This window comes from Actinomadura napierensis, from assembly GCF_039529375.1.
GTDB classification, from domain to species: domain Bacteria; phylum Actinomycetota; class Actinomycetes; order Streptosporangiales; family Streptosporangiaceae; genus Spirillospora; species Spirillospora napierensis.
Window position 1 is genome coordinate 38,615 of record NZ_BAAAMR010000070.1, and the last position, 16,897, is coordinate 55,511.

The 16,897-nt window shown below is 71.5% G+C and carries 15 protein-coding genes; 4 read left to right on the top strand and 11 right to left on the bottom strand.

The genetic code is table 11. The annotated features are described in order from the left end of the window. Window positions 1-116 precede the first annotated feature (116 nt). From ABD296_RS32180 to ABD296_RS32190, 3 genes are all read left to right on the top strand, one after another. Window positions 117-1,127, top strand: coding sequence for a LacI family DNA-binding transcriptional regulator (locus tag ABD296_RS32180; protein ID WP_344275801.1), 1,011 nt, complete (start codon window positions 117-119; stop codon window positions 1,125-1,127). 70 nt (window positions 1,128-1,197) lie between these two features. Continuing rightward, on the top strand, window positions 1,198-1,680 hold the full coding sequence (locus ABD296_RS32185) for a cytidine/deoxycytidylate deaminase family protein (protein ID WP_344275804.1): 483 nt from the start codon (window positions 1,198-1,200) through the stop codon (window positions 1,678-1,680). Window positions 1,681-1,761: 81 nt separating this feature from the next. Further along, complete coding sequence (locus ABD296_RS32190) at window positions 1,762-2,220, top strand: nuclear transport factor 2 family protein (RefSeq protein ID WP_344275807.1); 459 nt, start codon at window positions 1,762-1,764, stop codon at window positions 2,218-2,220. Here the strand turns inward: ABD296_RS32190 and ABD296_RS32195 are convergent. The 3 genes from ABD296_RS32195 to ABD296_RS32205 form a co-directional block, all read right to left on the bottom strand. After that, window positions 2,217-2,783: a TetR/AcrR family transcriptional regulator gene (locus tag ABD296_RS32195; RefSeq protein ID WP_344275810.1), complete on the bottom strand. Its 567-nt coding sequence runs from the start codon at window positions 2,781-2,783 to the stop codon at window positions 2,217-2,219. The two genes, ABD296_RS32190 and ABD296_RS32195, sit on opposite strands and share 4 nt — an antisense overlap. Before the next feature lie 3 nt (window positions 2,784-2,786). Beyond that, window positions 2,787-3,419: a hypothetical protein gene (locus ABD296_RS32200; protein WP_344275813.1), complete on the bottom strand. Its 633-nt coding sequence runs from the start codon at window positions 3,417-3,419 to the stop codon at window positions 2,787-2,789. Window positions 3,420-3,515: 96 nt separating this feature from the next. Further along, window positions 3,516-4,241, bottom strand: a complete 726-nt coding sequence (locus ABD296_RS32205) for an SDR family NAD(P)-dependent oxidoreductase (RefSeq protein WP_344275816.1) — start codon at window positions 4,239-4,241, stop codon at window positions 3,516-3,518. A gap of 103 nt (window positions 4,242-4,344) precedes the next feature. Between ABD296_RS32205 and ABD296_RS32210 the strand changes: the two genes are divergently transcribed. Beyond that, on the top strand, window positions 4,345-5,214 hold the full coding sequence (locus tag ABD296_RS32210; RefSeq protein WP_344275819.1) for a helix-turn-helix transcriptional regulator: 870 nt from the start codon (window positions 4,345-4,347) through the stop codon (window positions 5,212-5,214). Here ABD296_RS32210 and ABD296_RS32215 read toward each other — a convergent pair. From ABD296_RS32215 to ABD296_RS32250, 8 genes are all read right to left on the bottom strand, one after another. Beyond that, complete coding sequence (locus ABD296_RS32215) at window positions 5,204-8,194, bottom strand: glycoside hydrolase family 3 C-terminal domain-containing protein (RefSeq protein ID WP_344275822.1); 2,991 nt, start codon at window positions 8,192-8,194, stop codon at window positions 5,204-5,206. The two genes, ABD296_RS32210 and ABD296_RS32215, sit on opposite strands and share 11 nt — an antisense overlap. A 155-nt stretch (window positions 8,195-8,349) precedes the next feature. After that, window positions 8,350-9,384 carry a LacI family DNA-binding transcriptional regulator gene (locus ABD296_RS32220; protein ID WP_344275825.1) on the bottom strand — a complete coding sequence of 345 codons (1,035 nt, stop codon included), beginning with the start codon at window positions 9,382-9,384 and terminating at the stop codon, window positions 8,350-8,352. Further along, window positions 9,381-10,769: a GH1 family beta-glucosidase gene (locus ABD296_RS32225; protein WP_344275828.1), complete on the bottom strand. Its 1,389-nt coding sequence runs from the start codon at window positions 10,767-10,769 to the stop codon at window positions 9,381-9,383. Before ABD296_RS32225 ends, ABD296_RS32220 begins: the two co-directional genes overlap by 4 nt. After that, entirely contained in the window at window positions 10,769-13,060 is a 2,292-nt protein-coding gene (gene yicI, locus ABD296_RS32230) for an alpha-xylosidase (protein WP_344275831.1), read from the bottom strand. Before yicI ends, ABD296_RS32225 begins: the two co-directional genes overlap by 1 nt. Beyond that, complete coding sequence (locus ABD296_RS32235) at window positions 13,060-13,950, bottom strand: carbohydrate ABC transporter permease (RefSeq protein ID WP_344275834.1); 891 nt, start codon at window positions 13,948-13,950, stop codon at window positions 13,060-13,062. Before ABD296_RS32235 ends, yicI begins: the two co-directional genes overlap by 1 nt. Continuing rightward, window positions 13,947-14,918: a carbohydrate ABC transporter permease gene (locus tag ABD296_RS32240; RefSeq protein WP_344275836.1), complete on the bottom strand. Its 972-nt coding sequence runs from the start codon at window positions 14,916-14,918 to the stop codon at window positions 13,947-13,949. Before ABD296_RS32240 ends, ABD296_RS32235 begins: the two co-directional genes overlap by 4 nt. After that, window positions 14,915-16,201 carry an ABC transporter substrate-binding protein gene (locus ABD296_RS32245; protein ID WP_344275838.1) on the bottom strand — a complete coding sequence of 429 codons (1,287 nt, stop codon included), beginning with the start codon at window positions 16,199-16,201 and terminating at the stop codon, window positions 14,915-14,917. The genes ABD296_RS32240 and ABD296_RS32245 overlap by 4 nt, the downstream gene beginning before the upstream one ends. A gap of 185 nt (window positions 16,202-16,386) precedes the next feature. Then, the coding region (locus ABD296_RS32250; protein WP_344275840.1) for a cellulose-binding domain-containing protein at window positions 16,387-16,897 on the bottom strand (511 nt) is incomplete at its 5' end.

Here is a 16,897-nt window from a genome sequence, read left to right on the forward strand (position 1 = left end):
GCCGACCCCGCGCCCGCCGAGCCCGCCGCCCCCGCCCGCCCGCACGCCCCGGCGCCCCGGTGGCCGCCGGCCCGGCGGAGCGGCGGCGACGCCACAGGAAGGACGGAGGGGGCCTGATGACGCAGAGGGGGACGCGCCCGACCCTGGAAGAGGTCGCGGCGCGGGCCGGGGTCGGCCGCGGCACGGTGTCCCGGGTGGTCAACGGGTCGCCGCGGGTCAGCGAGCGGGCCCGGCAGGCCGTGCTGAAGGCGATCGACGAGCTCGGGTACGTGCCCAACCGGGCGGCCCGCACGCTGGTCACCCGGCGCACCGACACGGTCGCGCTCGTGGTCGCCGAGTCCGACCAGCGGCTGTTCGGCGAGCCGTACTTCGCCGGGATCATCCGGGGCATCAGCAACGGCCTCGGCGACACCGGGCTGCAGCTGCTGCTCGCGCTCGCCCGCTCCCCCGCCGAGTACGCGCGCCTGGAGCACTACCTGACCACCCAGCACGTGGACGGGGTGCTGCTCACCTCGCTGCACGCCGAGGACCCGCTGCCCGCCAAGCTGGAGGCCAACGGGGTGCCGACGGTGCTCGGCGGCCGGCCGCCGGGCCTGTCGCCGGTCAGCTACGTCGACGTCGACAACCGGCTCGGCGCCCGCGAGGCCGTCGGCCACCTGATCACCGGGGGGCGGCGGCGCATCGCGACGATCGCCGGACCGCAGGACATGGGGGTGGGCATCGACCGGCTCGCCGGCTACCGGGAGGCGCTCGGCGAGGCGGGGCTGCCGGAGTACGTGGTGTTCGGCGACTTCGGCGAGGCCACCGGGATCACCGCCGCCGAGCGGCTGCTGGCCGGGGAGCCGGCGCTGGACGCGGTGTTCGCCGCGAGCGACCCGATGGCGCTCGGCACGCTGCGGGTGCTGCGCCGGCTCGGCCGCCGCGTGCCCGACGACGTCGCGGTGATCGGCTTCGACGACTCCGCCGCCGCGCCGCTGGCCGACCCGCCGCTCAGCAGCGTGCACCAGTCGCCGGAGGAGATGGGCGTGGCGATGGCGCGGCTGCTGGTGTCGCGGATCCGCGGCGAGGCCGTCGCCGACCCGGTGGTCATCATGCGCCCGCACCTGGTGCTGCGGGAGTCGGCGTAGCGGCGTCCTCCGCCGTCATGAGCCCGGCCTATGATCACTCATGACTTCGCCGTACCGAGAGGAGCCCGCCATGGCCTACGCGCCGACCGACGAGGAGATGGCGCACCTGCGGCGCGCCGTCGAGCTGGCCGCCGAGGCGCTGGCGGACGGCGACGAGCCGTTCGGCACCGTGCTGGCCGCGGCGTCCGGGAAGGTGCTGTTCGAGGACCGCAACCGCACCGCCGGCGGCGACCAGACCCGGCATCCGGAGTTCGAGGCGGCGCGCTGGGCCGCCGCGAACCTGGCGCCGGACGAGCGCGCCGCCGCGACCGTGTTCACCTCCGGGGAGCACTGCCCGATGTGCTCGGCCGCGCACGGCTGGGTCGGCCTCGGCCGCATCGTCTACGTGCACTCCTCCGCGCAGGTCACCGAGTGGCGGGCGGCGCTGGGCGTGCCGCCGTCCCCGGTCAACGCGATCCCGATCCAGGACGTGGTGCCCGGCATCCGGGTGGACGGCCCGGTCCCCGCCCTGGAGGCCGAGGTCCGCGACCTGCACACCCGCGCCTGCTCCTGAGTCCCGCCGACCGGGACCGCTCCGCCGGCCCGCCGCCGCGGGGGCTTCAATGAGCGGACGCTTCGCCTCTGGAGGCCGCCCGTGCCCGACGCCCTTCCGGCCGACCAGGCCGTCCGGAACCTGATCTTCGCCTACGCCGAGGCGGTCGACCGCGGGGACTTCGCGGCGGTCGCCCGGCTGTTCGCGCACGCCGACTTCGTGAGCAGCGGCGCCACGCTGACGGGCGACGCGGTGGCGCGGATGTTCGAGAAGACGATCATCCTGTACGACGACGGCACGCCGCGCACCAAGCACGTCACCACCAACGTCGCCGTCGAACCGGACGGCGCGGCGGCCACGGCCGCGTCGTACTTCACCGTGCTCCAGGCCACGCCGGACCTGCCGTTCCAGCCGATCTGCGCCGGCCGCTACGACGACCGGTTCGAGCTGCACGACGGCCGGTGGCGCTTCGCCGAGCGCCGCATCACCCTGGAGCTCGTCGGGAACGTCGCGCACCACCTGCGCCGCCCCGACAAGCTCCCCACCGACCTGCGCCCCTAACGGCCCATCGTCCGGAAGGCCTCGTCGAGTGCGTCGACGAGGCGTCCGAAGGTCTCGTCGAGCGACTCCGGCAGCCCGAACGCCGTCCCGCTCTCCAGCGACGCGAACCCGTGGCAGGCGATCCGCCACATGCGGATCGCGTGGACGAGATCGCCGCCGTCGAGCCGGTACCCCTTGAACGCGGACGCGACGACGGCGACCGCCTGCTCGGCGACCGCCGCGTGCTCCCCGTCGCCGGGAGCCGGTGCCCGGACGCTCGCAGCGTACCGTCCGGGACGAGCGGCGGCGTAGGCCCGGTAGGCGGCCGACAGTTCCGCGAGCGCGTCCCGTCCGGTGACCCCGGAGGTCGCCGCCGCGAGCCGCGCCGTCATCTCCCCGACGGCCAGGATCGCGATGCCGCGCTTGACGGCGGCCAGCCCTTCGACGTGCTTGTACAGCCCCGGCAGCGACACCCCGCACCGCTTCGCGACCGCCGCCAGCGTGAGCCGTTCGAGGCCCGTCTCGTCGGCGACGGCCGCCGCCTCGGCGATGACCCGCTCCGGGGTGAGCCCCGCGCGCGGCATGCCCTACCTGCCCGTCCGGCCGAGCGCGATACCGGAACCGGCGACGAAGAGGATCAGCAGCGGGAGCGACACGTACGCCAGCGTAGCGACGCCGGTGAGGAGCAGCGCATAGCCGATGCCCGAGCCGGCGATGGCGACGGCCAGCGCGAATCCGGCGTAGCGGAGCCAGCGGGGAAGCGTCCCCGACAGAGCTCCCGCGACCCCGACGGCGGCGAGAACGAGCATCTTGACGCCGTCCGCGCGGTTGAGCGCCTCCAGCAGCCCGTGCGCCGTGCCCGGTGACGACGTGGCGACCAGCCCCAACCCGATCGCGAACTGCGCCAGTGAGATCGCCGCGGCCACCAGCCCGGCGCCCGCGGCGATCCGTCCGGCCCTCGACCAGCGCGCCGCCCGTCCGAGCGCGAGCGGAACCAGCGCGAGCCCCGCCGCCGGCAGCCCCTCGGTGAGCAGGAACTGCACGGTCAGCGCGCCCCCGTGCCCCGCGTAGTCCCGGACGATCTCGCTCCCGGACGCGCCGAACCCGGCCGCGGGCACCGGAACCGACAGCCCTGCGGCCCACGAGAGCGCGTACCCGATCCCGGCCACGGCCGGAACGCTCAGCAGCCCCCTGCGCGGTGCGGTGGCGATGCTCACCATGTCACCCTCCCTTGCTGGTTAATGTGATTAACTTGAAGTTAGTCCTATTAACCGCAGAGCGCAAGCCCTCGAGCCGAAGGGAAGGAAGGGTGCCGGTCACCAGGGGTAGGTGCCGCCGTTCTCGTTGAGGAAGGCGCCGGTTTCGGGGCGTTCCAGCTGGCGGGCGATGTGGGCTCCGCCCTCGTCCGCGGTCAGGACGCCGGTATGGCCGTTGAGGTCGGTGGCGCAGAAGCCCGGTGAGAGCGCGTTGACCCTGATGCCCTCGTCGCGCAGCGCGTTGGCGTAGATGAGCGTGACCGCGTTCAGGGCAGCCTTGGACGAGTTGTAGCCGAGCAGGTTCGCATAGCGCGCGAGCTCCTCGTCCGGCTTCTGGAGGAAGGCGAACGTGCCGAGGCCACTGGAGACGTTGCCGATGAAGCCGGACGGCGACCTGCGCAGCAGCGGCAGCATGGCGTTGGTCACCGCGACGACGCCGAGCACGTTGGTCTCGTAGACCTCGCGCAGGTCGGCGACCGGCAGCTCCGCCGGCGGGCGCGACCGGTCGCGGGTGATGGCGGCGTTGTTGACGAGGACGTCCAGCCGGCCGTGGTCGGTGTCGATCAGCGCGGCGGCGGCCGCGATCGTCGCGGGATCGGTCACGTCGAGCGGAACGAAGCGGACGTCCAGCCCCTCGCCGGCCAGGGCCGCGGCGGCCGCCGCGCCGCGTCCGGGGTCGCGGGCTCCGAGCAGGACGGTGTGCCCCGACCGTGCCAGCGCGCCCGCCGTCGCGAATCCGATGCCCTTGTTGGCGCCCGTGATCAGAACGATCTTCTCTGTCGTCATGGGACCCACCGTGGCCGCGGGCCGCCCGATCCGGGAGAGGACCGTTGAGACTGGTACCGGCGGTCCCATGGTCGCCGCGCGCCGGGGCGGCCACACTTGAGGGGTGGAGCACGGAGACCGGGCGGAGCTGGCCGCCTTCCTGCGGCGGTGGCGCGCACGGGTGCAGCCGTCCGACGTCGGGCTGCATCCGGGACGCCGGCGCACGCCCGGGCTGCGGCGGCAGGAGGTCGCGCAGCTCGCGGGGATCTCGGTGGACTACTACGTCCGGCTCGAGCAGGCCCGCGGCCCGCGGCCGTCGCGGCAGGTCCTCGTCTCGCTCGGGCGGGCGCTGCGGCTGTCCGATGCCGAACGGTCCCATCTGCACTATCTGGCGGGCGAGGTGCCCGCGCCGCCGCCGACGCCGGTCCGGGAGGTGCGGCCGAGCGTCCTTCGCCTGCTGGAGGGGCTCGACGACACGCCCGCGCTGGTGTGCGACGCCAAGTTCGATGTCCTGGCGTGGAATCCGATGGCGTGCGCGCTTCTCGGGGACTTCGCCGCCATGCCGGAGCGCGAGCGCAACATCGTGTGGCGGTTCTTCTCCCGGCCGCAGGCGCGCAGGCGGGTGGACGCGGCCGACGCGCCCCGGTTCGCGCGCGAGGCGGTGGCCGACCTGCGGGCGGTCGCCGCCCGGTATCCGCGCGACCACGGCGTCCACGACCTGGTCGAGCGGCTTCTTGCCACGAGCGCCGACTTCCGGAGCCTGTGGGAGCAGCAGGACGTCCAGGTCGAGCGGTCGGTCCGCAAGCGGATCCACCACCCCGTGGTCGGCCTGCTCGATCTGGAGTGCGAGGCGTTGCACGATCCGGACCGCGACCAGTGGACCGTCTTCTACACCGCGCCGCCGGGGTCGGCGTCCCGCGACGCGCTGCTGTCGCTCAGGGCGGCGGCCCCGCCCCGGGCGAACCGGGACGGGGCCGTGGACGTCACTTCGTGAGGGTGAGGGTGGACAGGCGGGCCTCGCCGTTGAAGACGAGGTAGAGGTCGTGGCGGCCGGTGGCGTGCAGGGCGGCCGTCACGTCCTTGTAGGTGTACTTGTCGCCGGTGGACGGGACGGTCAGCGTCGCGGCCAGCGGGCCGGTCGGGCTGTCGAGGCGGACCTGGACGGTGGTGTTCCCCGCGGTCTCCTTGGCCGCGCGGACGGTGAGGGTTCCGTTCTCAAGAGCCGAGTCCTTGAAGGCCAGCCAGGAGCCCTCGGTCCCGGCGACCGCGTCGCCCTTGGCCTTGGACTCGTCGACGAGCTGGACGGCGTTCTGGTCGTCGAAGTCGGCGGCGCGGGTCGCTTGCGCGAGGTCGCGGGCCGGGACTCGCTCGCCGTGGATGTTGACGGTGGCGCGCTGCCGGATGTCGGTGGACGAGGAGCCGACGAGGACGTCCTGCTTGGAGGTCTCGAGGGTCCACTTGTTGCGGGTGACGTCCCAGGTCGCCAGGTCGGACGCCTTCACCTGAAGGGTCACCGAAGCGGTCTTGCCGGGCGCGAGGTGGACCTTCTGGAAGGCGCGGAGCTGCTCGACGGGCTGCTTCACGCGGGACGTCCGCTGGTGCGTGTAGAGCTGGACGACCTCGTCCGCCGTCCGCTTGCCGGTGTTGGTGACCGGAACGGTGACGGACAGGGTCTTCCCGCCGGACAGCGAGTGGCTGCTGAGCTTCGGCTTGCCGTACCGGAACGTGGTGTAGGTGAGCCCGTAGCCGAACGGGTAGAGCGGCTTGCCCTTGTAGTACAGGTAGGTGCGGTCGGACTTGATGATGTCGTAGTCGAGGATGTCGGGCAGGTCGCTCTCGGAGCGGTACCAGGTCTGCGGCAGCTTGCCTGACGGGCTCTCGTCCCCGAACAGGACGGACGCGAGGGCGTTGCCGGTCTCGGCGCCGGCGTGGCTCGTCCACAGGATCGCCGGGACGTTCGCCTGCTCCCAGGTGAGGGTCGTCGGGTAGCTGTTCTCCACGACGACGACCGTGTTCGGGTTGGCCCTGCGGACGGCCTTGATGAGCTCTTCCTGGCCTTCGGCGAGCGCCATGGTGGTGCGGTCGTGGTCCTCGCGGCCGTTGATGAACGGCATGCTGCCGACCACGACGACGGCGGTGTCCGCGCTGGTCGCAGCCTTGACCGCGGAGTCGACGCCGCTGCTGACGACGTCCTTGGCGAAGGCGGTGGCGTCGTCCTTGGTGGTGAGGACGAGCGTGCCGTCGTCCTGCGCCTTCACGTAGATCTTGGTCGGGTCGGCCCAGTCGTAGGCCTTCTCGTAGCCCGCGTAGCGCATGAGGTACGAGCCGTCGCCCTGCTTCTCCAGCTTGAACATCTGCTGGACGAACCAGCCGTTCGGCTGGTCCTGGTCGTTGGCGAAGGTGTTGCCGGAGTGGATGCCGACGGTCTTGCCGTTGGCGGCGCTGCGCAGCGTGACGATGCCCTGGCCCCAGTCGAACACGTCGAACTGGGTGGAGGCGTCGGCGCTGGTCGGGCCCGTCTTGAGGACGGCCCCGGCGGCGGTGGTCCCGCCCGCCACGTACTTGCCGGTCTTCACGTCCTTGAGGGCGATGCGGTCGACGCCCTCGCTGGACGCGACGTTCCCGGCGCCGGCCTTGCTCTTGATGCCGTCCAGCGGAGTGACCTTGTACGGCAGCGAGCCGGAGTACCAGTCGGTGTAGAGCGTGTCGGAGAGGGGGCCGACGACGGCGACCTTCTTGCCGGACGAGAGCGGCAGCGCCTTGTTCTGGTTCTTCAGCAGCACCATCTGCTCCGTCGCGGCCTTGCGTTCGAGGGCGCGGTGCGCGGGGCTGTCGACGACGTCCTTGGTGATCTTCCCGTACTTGCCGCCGCCCGGGTCGAACTCGCCGAGCCGCACCCGGACGCTGAGGATGTCCCCGACCGCGCGGTCGAGGTCGGCCTCGCTGAGCAGGCCCTTCGACAGGGCCGTCTTGACCGCGTTGGTGGTGATGGACGAGTTGGTGTCGTCGGTGGTGAAGCTGTCGACGCCGGCCTTGATGGTCGCGGCGTCGCCGGTGGGCAGGTCGGGATAGTACTGCTCAGAGCCGACCAGGTTGTTGGGTGCGCCGGCGTCGGTGACGTTCAGCAGCGTCTTCCCGCTCCACTGTCGGGCATCGTCGACCAGCGGCGACGCCGTCGCCGGGCGTCCGTTGACCAGGTTGTAGGAGGTCATCAGGCCGGTCGCCGCGTCCTGCGTCAGCGGCAGCTTGAACGGCACCTCGTCGTACTCCTTGAGCACGCGGGGCCGCACGCTGGACGAGATCTGGTCGCGGCGAATCTCGTTGTTGTAGGCGAGGTAGTGCTTGAGGACGGGCGCGGCCTTGAGTTGGTCCGGGTCGTCGCCCTGCATGCCCTTGCCGTAGGCGGTGGCGAGGAGCCCGGTGAGCAGCGGGTCCTCGGAGTAGCCCTCCTCGTTGCGCCCCCAGCGCGGGTCGCGCAGCAGGTTGACGACGGGCGCCCACAGCTGCAGGCCCCACACGTCGGGGTTCTCGCTGTTGTAGCCGCGGGCCTCGTCGCCGACCGCGGACCCGATCTGCTTCATCAGCGCCGGGTCCCACGTGGCGCCGAGGCCGACCGACTGCGGGAACACGGTGCCCTGCGCGGTCCGGACGGCGCCGGAGGCGTTGATGTCGGTGGACCAGGCGACGCCGTGCAGCGCCTCGGTCCCGGTCTTGAACCGCTTGATCCCGAGGCGCGGGATCGCCGGCTCGTACTGGTGCAGCAGAGAGATCTTCTCGTCGGTCGTGAGCCGTCCGAGCAGGTCCTTGACGCGGGCGTCGACCGGCAGGTGGGGGTCACGGAACGGGAAGGTCTGGGCGGCCGAGGCCGGGGCGGCCGTCCAGGCGGCCGGGGCCGCCAGCACGGCGGCCACGGCGAGGGCGACGGCCCGGCGGCGCCGGGCGGGGAAACGGGGGGTGGGGCGGGTGGTGGGCACCGGTTTCTCCTCTTGGACTCGTCCCCCGAGCAACAAGTGTCGAAGCGCTTCGACAACCGGGCCGCGCGGGCCCGGACGCATGCCTCCTTCGGGTCCGGCGGGACGGGACGGTGAGCGGGACGGGCGGTGAGCGGTGAGCGGGACGGGCGGGGGCGTCAGCGCGGCGCCGGGGCGGTGCTCGCGCGCGGGGTCAGGGTCGGCGGGAGCAGGGTCGCGGCCGGGACGGTCCCGCCGTCGAGCTTGCCCATCAGCAGCTCGACGGCGCGCCCGCCCACCTCCTGGGCCGGGATCGCGACGCACGACAGCGCCGGCTCGGCGTGCTCGGCCAGATCGTCCGGGCAGATCGCCACGACCGACACGTCCTGCGGGACGGCGCGCCCGTTCGCACGCAGCGCCCGCACGACCGTGTCCACGACCGGCTCGTTGTGGACGAGGATCCCGGTCAGCCCCGGGCGTTCGGCGAGCAGCCGGGCGACCAGCGCGCGGGCCGCCTCCGGGGCCGCCTCGCACGGGTGGACGCCGCCGGTCAGTCCGTGCTCGCGGACCGCCGCGCCGAAGCCGTCCGCGACCCGCTGCGCGAACCCGGTCTGCCGGGCGTACACCTCGGGCGGCGAGCCGATCAGCGCGACCTCGCGGTGCCCGAGCCCGGCCAGATGCTCCACGCAGACCGCGCCGGCCGCGTGGAAGTCCAGGTCGATGCAGGTCAGGTCGTCGGCGTCGGCCGGGAACCCGATGAGCACGCTGGGCCGGTCGAGGGAGCGCAGCAGCGGCAGCCGGGGGTCCTTCATCTGCACGTCCATCACGATGAGGGCGTCGACGAGCGCGCTGTCGGCGACGCGGCGCAGGCCGTCCTCGCCCTCCTCCTGGGTCAGCAGCAGGACGTCGTGGTCGTGCCGGCGGGCGGCGGTCACCACCGACATCGCGAACTGCATGACGACGGGGACCGCGATGCCCGAGCGCAGCGGGATCATCAGCGCCAGCACGTTGGAGCGGCTGCTGGCGAGGGCGCGGGCGCCGGCGTGCGGGCGGTAGCCGAGCTCGCGGATGCTGTCGCGGACGCGCCGCCGGGTCTCCTCGGAGATCGTGCGCTTGCCGCTCAGCACGTAGGACACCGTGCTCGGCGACACCCCGGCGTGCCGCGCCACATCGGTGATCTTGACCACGGACCGTCCGGTCGTCGGGCGGCTCATCGGGCGTCCGATGCCGGCGACGCGCCGATCGCGTCGCGGTACCAGAAGGCACTGTCCTTCCAGGTCCGTTCGCCCGTGCGGTAGTCGACATGGATCAGCCCGAAGCGCCGGTCGTAGCCGTAGGCCCATTCGAAGTTGTCGAGCAGCGACCAGGCGAAGTATCCGCGCAGGTCGGCGCCCGCCGCGCAGGCGCGCTCGGCGGCGGCGACGTGGTCGCGCAGGTAGGCGATGCGGCGGTCGTCGCGCACCTGCCGCCCACCATCAGGGCCGTCCACCACCTCGTCGTCGAACGCGGCGCCGTTCTCGGTGATCATCAGCGGGGTTCCGGGGTACTCGCGGTGCAGCCGCAGCAGCAGCTCCTCCAGGCCGGACGCGTCGATCGGCCAGCCCATCGCCGTGTACGGGCCCGGCTGCCTCACGAACTCCAGGCCCTCGCAGCCGACGAACGGAGTGGCGGCGCCCCGCTTGTGGCCGTCGTCGTTCTCGCGCGGCGACGTCCCGTCCCACACGCGGACGACCGTCGGCGAGTAGTAGTTGACGCCGAGGACGTCGATCGGCGCGGCGATGACGCCGGCGTCGCCGTCGCGGACGAACGCCCAGTCGGTGATCTCCGCGGTGTCGGCGAGCAGGTCGGCGGGGTAGCCGCGGCCGAGCATCGGGCCCAGGAAGATCCGGTTGGCGACGGCGTCGGCCCGCCGGACGGCCTCCGCGTCCCCGCGCAGGTGGTGCAGGTTCAGGGTGACCGAGTGCCGCGCGGACGGCGACACGACGCCGCGCAGCGCCCGCACCGCCAGGCCGTGCGCGAGGTTGAGGTGGTGCGCGGCGGCGAGCGCGTCCGCCGGGTCGGTGCGGCCCGGCGCGTGGACGCCCGCCGCGTAGCCGAGGAACGCCGAGCACCACGGCTCGTTCAGCGTCGTCCAGGTGTCGACGCGGTCGCCGAGCACCCGGCCGACGCGTTCGGCGTAGTCGGCGAAGCGGCGCGCGGTGTCGCGCACCGGCCAGCCGCCCGCGTTCTCCAGTTCCTGCGGGAGGTCCCAGTGGTAGAGCGTGGCAACGGGGGCGATGCCGTTCTCGAGCAGTTCGTCGACGAGCCGCGAGTAGAAGTCGAAGCCCTTCTGGTTGGGCTTCCCCTCCGGCAGGACGCGCGACCACGAGATGGAGAACCGGTACCCGCCGACCCCCAGCCGCGCCATCGACGCGACGTCCTCCCGCCAGCGGTGGTAATGGTCGGTGGCGACCTCACCGGTGTCGCCGTTCAGCACCTTTCCCGGCGTGCGGCTGAAGGTGTCCCAGATGGACGGCGTGCGGCCGTCCTCCGCGGCGGCGCCCTCGATCTGGTAGGACGCCGTCGCCGTTCCCCACAGGAATCCGTCCGGGAATCCCATCAGTTCTCCTCTTCCAGAGTGATGACGAGTTCGCCACCGGTCGCCTTGACCAGAACCCCTTGCGGATGATGGGACGCGTCGCCCCCCTCGACGGTGGACACCCTCGCGTTGACCAGCAGAACGTTCCAAGCCCCCTCGCCCACCACGCGGACGGTCGCGCCGTTCCGCGCGGTGGTGAACGTCGTTTCACCCACCTGGGTGACGACGTGCATCCCGTCGGACGGCTCGTACACCCGCAGCGTGACGCCGTCGGCGTGGTCGTAGTCGGGCCGGTCGTCCACCGAACCCTCGGGGACGACCGAGCCGGGACGGGCCAGCAACGGGACGCTGCCGAATCCGTGCCGTTCCTTCACCCACCGGCCACCGTTCACGCGTTCGCCGGTGAGGTAATGGGTCCACACGCCGTCCGGAACGTAATAGGAGACGTCGCCGCCCGAGGAGAACACGGGCGCCACCAGCAGGTCGTCGCCGAGCATGTACTGGCGTTCGAGATGCGTGCAGGCCGGGTCGTCCGGGAACTGCAGGACCATCGCCCGCATCATCGGCACGCCCTCGCCGCAGGCCTGCCGCGCCGCACCGGAAAGGTAGGGCATCAGCCGCATCTTCAGCTTGGTGAAGTCGCGGAGGACGTCCACCGACTCCTCGTCGAACAGCCACGGCACCCGGTAGGAATGGCTTCCGTGCAGCCGGCTGTGGGAGGACAGCATCCCGAACGCGATCCACCTCTTGAACAGCGCCGGATCGGGCGTCCCCTCGAAGCCGCCGATGTCGTGGCTCCAGTAGCCGAACCCCGACATGCCGAGGGAAAGGCCCCCGCGAAGACTCTCCCCCATGGCCTCGAACGTCGACTCGCAGTCGCCGCCCCAGTGCACCGGGAAACGCTGCCCTCCGGTCGTCGCCGACCGGGCGAACACCACCGCCTCGCCCTCGCCGCGCTTCTTGCGCAGCAGCTCGAAAACGGTCTGGTTGTAGAGATAGGTGTAGTAGTTGTGCGCCCGCTCGGGGTCGGAGCCGTCGTGGTAGACGACGTCGGTCGGGATGCGCTCGCCGAAGTCGGTCTTGAAGCAGTCGACGCCCATGTCCAGCAGCGCCTCCAGCTTCGCCGAATACCACTCCCGCGCCTCGGGATTGGTGAAGTCGACCACCGCCAGGCCGGGCTGCCACTTGTCCCACTGCCAGACGTCGCCGTTCGGCCGCGTCAGCAGGTAACCGCGCGCCCTGCCCTCCTTGAACAGCGGTGAGCGCTGCCCGATGTAGGGATTGATCCACAGGCAGATCCTCAGCCCGCGCTCCTTGAGCCGGCGCAGCATTCCGGCCGGGTCCGGGAACACCCGCGGATCCCATTCGAAGTCGCACCACTGGAACTCGCGCATCCAGAAGCAGTCGAAATGGAACACGCTGAGCGGCAGGTCCCGCTCCGCCATCCCGTCGATGAACGAGGAGACGGTCGCCTCGTCGTAGTCGGTGGTGAAGGAGGTCGACAGCCACAACCCGAACGACCAGTCCGGCAGGCGCGCGGGCCGTCCGGTCAGCGCGGTGTACTTGCGCAGGATCTCCCGCGGCGACGGCCCGTAGATGACGAAGTACCGCATCGACTGGCCCTCGACGCTGAACTGCGTCCGCGCGACGGCCTCGGAGGCGACCTCGAACGAGACGTGCCCGGGATGGTCGACGAAGACGCCGTAGCCCGCGTTCGTCAGGAAGAACGGCGCGTTCTTGTACGCCTGCTCGCTGGCGGTGCCGCCGTCGGCGTTCCAGATGTCGACGGACTGGCCGTTCTTCACCAGCGGCCCGAACCGTTCGCCGAGCCCGTACACGAAATGGTCGACGCCCAGATCCAGCTGCTCGCGCACGTAGTGCTTGCCGTCGTCGGTGTCGATGACGGCCGTCGCCTTGGGCGCCGTCCCGGTCAGCCGCCGGCCGTCCGCCAGGAAGTCGACGCCCCATTCCCCGCCGCGCCGGACCCGCACGGTCAGCGCACCGGACGTCAGCTCCGCCGCGTCGCCGTCCACCCGGACGTCACCGGTCGGATCGGCGGCCAGCTCGAATTCCGGCCCGCGCCGCTTCGTTCCCGCGAAATGGGTGATGGTGACGCCGATGACGTCCGGCATGGGCGACGCGCAGTCGATCGTCACCACCGGCCCCTTGAGCAGGTCGCCCCGGTGCCGGATCCGCTGGCCGGGCGCCTGGACCGAGAACGATCCGGGCCCTTCCGCGACGTCGAGGACCTCCACCGGATGAACCGCGTGCACACCCTCGCGCATCATCCAGTAGCCGTCACTGAACTTCATTACTTAATGGCTCCTGCGGTGAGTCCGCGCGACAGGGTGCGCTGGAAGATGAGGAAGAACACGACGGTCGGGAGGAGGCCGAGGAGCGCGGCGGCGCTGGACATCGTGGCGTCCATGAGGCGCTGCCCCTGCAGCACGCCGAGCGCGACGGAGACCGTCTGGTTCTCGTTGGAGATGAGGAAGACCATGGGGATGAGGAACTCGTTCCACGTCCACACGAAGAAGAAGACGAGCAGCACGCTCAGCGTCGGCCGCACGACCGGGACGACCACCCGCCACAGGATCTGCCAGCGGTTCGCGCCGTCGATGCGCGCCGCCTCCAGCAGCGGGCGCGGGAACGCCGACATCACCGACGACAGCAGGTAGGTGCCGAAGGCGCTCTGCACCACCGTGAACACGATGATCACGCTGAGCCGGGTGTCGTAGATCCCGAGCTGCTTGGCCATGTAGTACAGCGGGTAGACCAGCGCCTCCTGCGGCAGCGTGTTGGCGAGCAGCAGCAGCGCGAGCAGCCAGATGCGGCCCTTGATGCGGCCGATGCCGAGCGCGTAGGCGTTGAACACCGACAGCAGGACGGCCAGCACCGCGACCGAGCCGCTGACGAGCACGCTGTTCCACAGGACGTGCCCGAAGTCGACCCGCTCCCAGAAGTCGCGGATCGCGTCCAAGTTGAAGCCGGACGGCGGCGCGAGCGGTCCCTTGGAGGTGTACTCCTGCGGCGTCTTGAGCGCGTTGAACACCACGACCAGGAACGGGATCAGCATGACCCCGGCCAGCGCGATCAGCGCGACGAGCACCGCGTAGGCGGACGGGCCGCGGCGGCGGCGCCGGCGCGGAGCGTCCCGCCGGTCCCGCGCCGGGGCGCCGGGCTTGGTCATCGTCACGGTCATCGCCCCTCCTCCCCCAGGTCACGTCCCTGCAGCCGCAGGAAGACGACGGTGAGCGCGATGATGACGAGCGTCAGCACGGTCGCGATCGCCGATCCGTAGCCGACGTCGGACTTCTCGAAGAAGTTGACGTAGGAGTAGTACGACGGGACGTTCGTGGCGCCGCCCGGCCCGCCCTTGGTCAGCACGAAGATCTGCGGGAAGGCCTTGAGCGCTGCGATCGTCGTCCACAGCAGCACGACGAAGATCTCCGGGCGGATCTGCGGGATCGTGATGTGCCAGAACCGCCGCGCCCACGTCGCGCCGTCGATCTCGGCCGCCTCGTACAGCGACGGGTCGACGCGCTGGAGCCCCGACATGAACACCACGAGCGGGAACCCGATCTGCATCCACACCATGACGCCGAGGACGGACCACAGCGCGGTGGACGGGTCGCCGAGCCAGTCGTGCGCCAGCGACCCGAGCCCGACGTCGTCCAGCAGCGTGTTCACCGCGCCGTTGTCGGGCGACAGCAGCCAGCTCCACACCACGCCGCCGATGACGATCGGCAGCACCTGCGGCAGGTACAGGCAGGCGCGCAGGACGGCCGCGGCGCGCGATCCGAAGTGCCGGTCGATCAGGTCGGTGAGGGCGGCGGCCAGCACCAGCCCGATCGCGGTCGGGACGATCGCCATCCCGACGATGACCAGGACGTTGTGCCGGAAGGAGGCCCAGAACTCGCCGTCCTGCACCAGCTCCCGGTAGTTGTCGAGGCCGATCCAGGACGGGCTGCCGACGCCGGACCACTCGGTGAAGCTCGTCCCGATGTTCATCAGGAACGGCACGCCGATGACGGCGGTGAACAGCAGCAGCCCGGGGAGCAGGTACGGCAGGTACCCGAGCTGCTCGCGCGCCCGCGCGCGTCCCGCCGGGCGGGGAGCGGCGCCGGTGGCGGCGCCGCGTCCCTTCCCGGCCTCGTGGTGCGTCGTCACTTGGGCAGGCCGTCTTCGTAGGTCTTCTGCAGCGCGCTCAGCGCCTCGCCGGGCGCGGTCCCGTTCATGATCTTCTGGACCTGGGCGACCCAGGCGTCATAGAAGCCGGAGACCGGCCAGTCCGGGTAGTAGGCGAGCCGGTTGTTCTGCGCGAGGGCCGTGAAGTCGTCGGTGAGCTTCTTGACCTTCGGGTCGGTGATCGCCGAGGAGTCGGCCGCGACCGGGATGCCGCCGAGGTTGCCGAGCATGTTCTGGACCTTCTTCTTCATCGTGATGTCGATGAAGTCGTAGGCCAGCTCCTTGTTCTTCGCGCCCTTCGGGACGACCCACAGGTTGCCGCTGGAGCCGAGGGTCATCTTCGCGCCCGGCCAGACCGCGGTCTCCCAGTCGAACTTGGCCTCCTTGGCGACCCGGCCGAACCACCAGCTGCCGGAGAACATCATCGGGAACTTGCCGCCCATGAAGGCGACGCCCGCGTCCTCGGCCTTCTTGCTCACCGAGTCCTTGGCGATGTAGCCCTTCTTCACCCAGTCGGCGAAGGTGGTGGCGCCGTAGGTCCAGGCGGCGTCGTTGAAGTTCGGCTTGGCGGTGTAGCGCTGGTAGGCGTCCACCCACGAGCGGTCGGGCGCCTTGTCGAGGGCGAGCTGGTAGACGAACTGGTGCGCCATGTACTCGGCGCCGGCGTTGGTCAGCGGGGTGACGCCCTTGGCGGCGAACGTGTCCATCGCGGCGGTGAGCTCGGCGAACGTCGTCGGGATCTTTACGCCGTACTTCTTGAACAGGTCCTTGTTGTAGTAGACCTGCAGGTACTCGCCGTAGTTCGGGACGCCGAACCACTTGTCGCCGCCCATGGTGCCCTTGGCGTCGTACTTGGCGGTGACCTGGACGCCGGGGCTGACGAGCTTGTCCCAGCCGCGCTTGGTGACCTCGGGGGTGAGGTCCTGGAGGAGGCCCTGCTTGGAGAGCGTGCCGGCGGTCGCGTTGCCCTTGTTGTACTCCATGACGTCGGGGGCGTCCTTGGAGTTGAGGACCATCGGCGCGGTCTTCTGGATCTGCTCGAAGCCCTTCTCCTCGAACTTCACCTTCACGCCGGGGTGGGCGGCCTGGAACTCCTTGATCGCCTCGTTCCACGCCTGGCCCATGGCGCTGTCGGGGGCCTCGTAGTGCCAGAGCTTGAGCACCTTGCCGTCGGAGCCGCCGCCGTCGCCGCCACAGGCGGAGAGCGACAGGGCCGCGGCGGCGAGGGCGGCGAGCAGCGCCGCACTCCTGCCTGCCTTGAACATGGGGGATCCTTCACGGGGGTGGGACCGGTGGGGTCGTGTCCGTCGAACGGTGTCGAAGCGCTTCGATTGACCGGGATGCTAAGCCCTCGGCGATCCGCTGCACAATAGGACAATCGGGATTGACCGCCGAAAATGGCCGGTGAGCTGCGGGAACTTTCTGGGAGCGCTCCCACAAGCAGGCCGGGCTAGCGGCACTCCACGCCGTTCAGGGTGAACCGGGTGGGGCGCCCGTTACCGCCGTCCCACCGACCGAGGAAGCCGAACTCGACCGTCCCGCGCGGCGGGATCGACGCGTTCCAGCCGGCCGCGGTGACCGTCACCGACGCGCCGTGCTGCTCCTGCCCGGCGTTCCACACCTGCGTGATCGACTGGCCGTCCGGGAAGTCGAACACCAGCCGCCAGTCGCCGAGCCGGGCCTTTCCGAGGTTGGTGATCCGCACCGTGGCCTGGAAACCCTGCGGCCACGACCCGTCGATCCGGTACGCCACCGAGCACGCGGTCGCCGCCGCCGTTTTGGTGGTCTTGGACGGGACGGGCGCCTTCGTCGGACCGCCGGTCTTCGGCGAGGAGTCCGGCGTGAGCACGCCGATCAGCAGCGCCGCCAGGCCGAGCGCGCCGACCACCGCACCCGCGATGACCAGCGGCCGGCGCGACGGCACCGGCCCGCCCGGCGGCGGCGCCGGCGGCGCCGGCGGA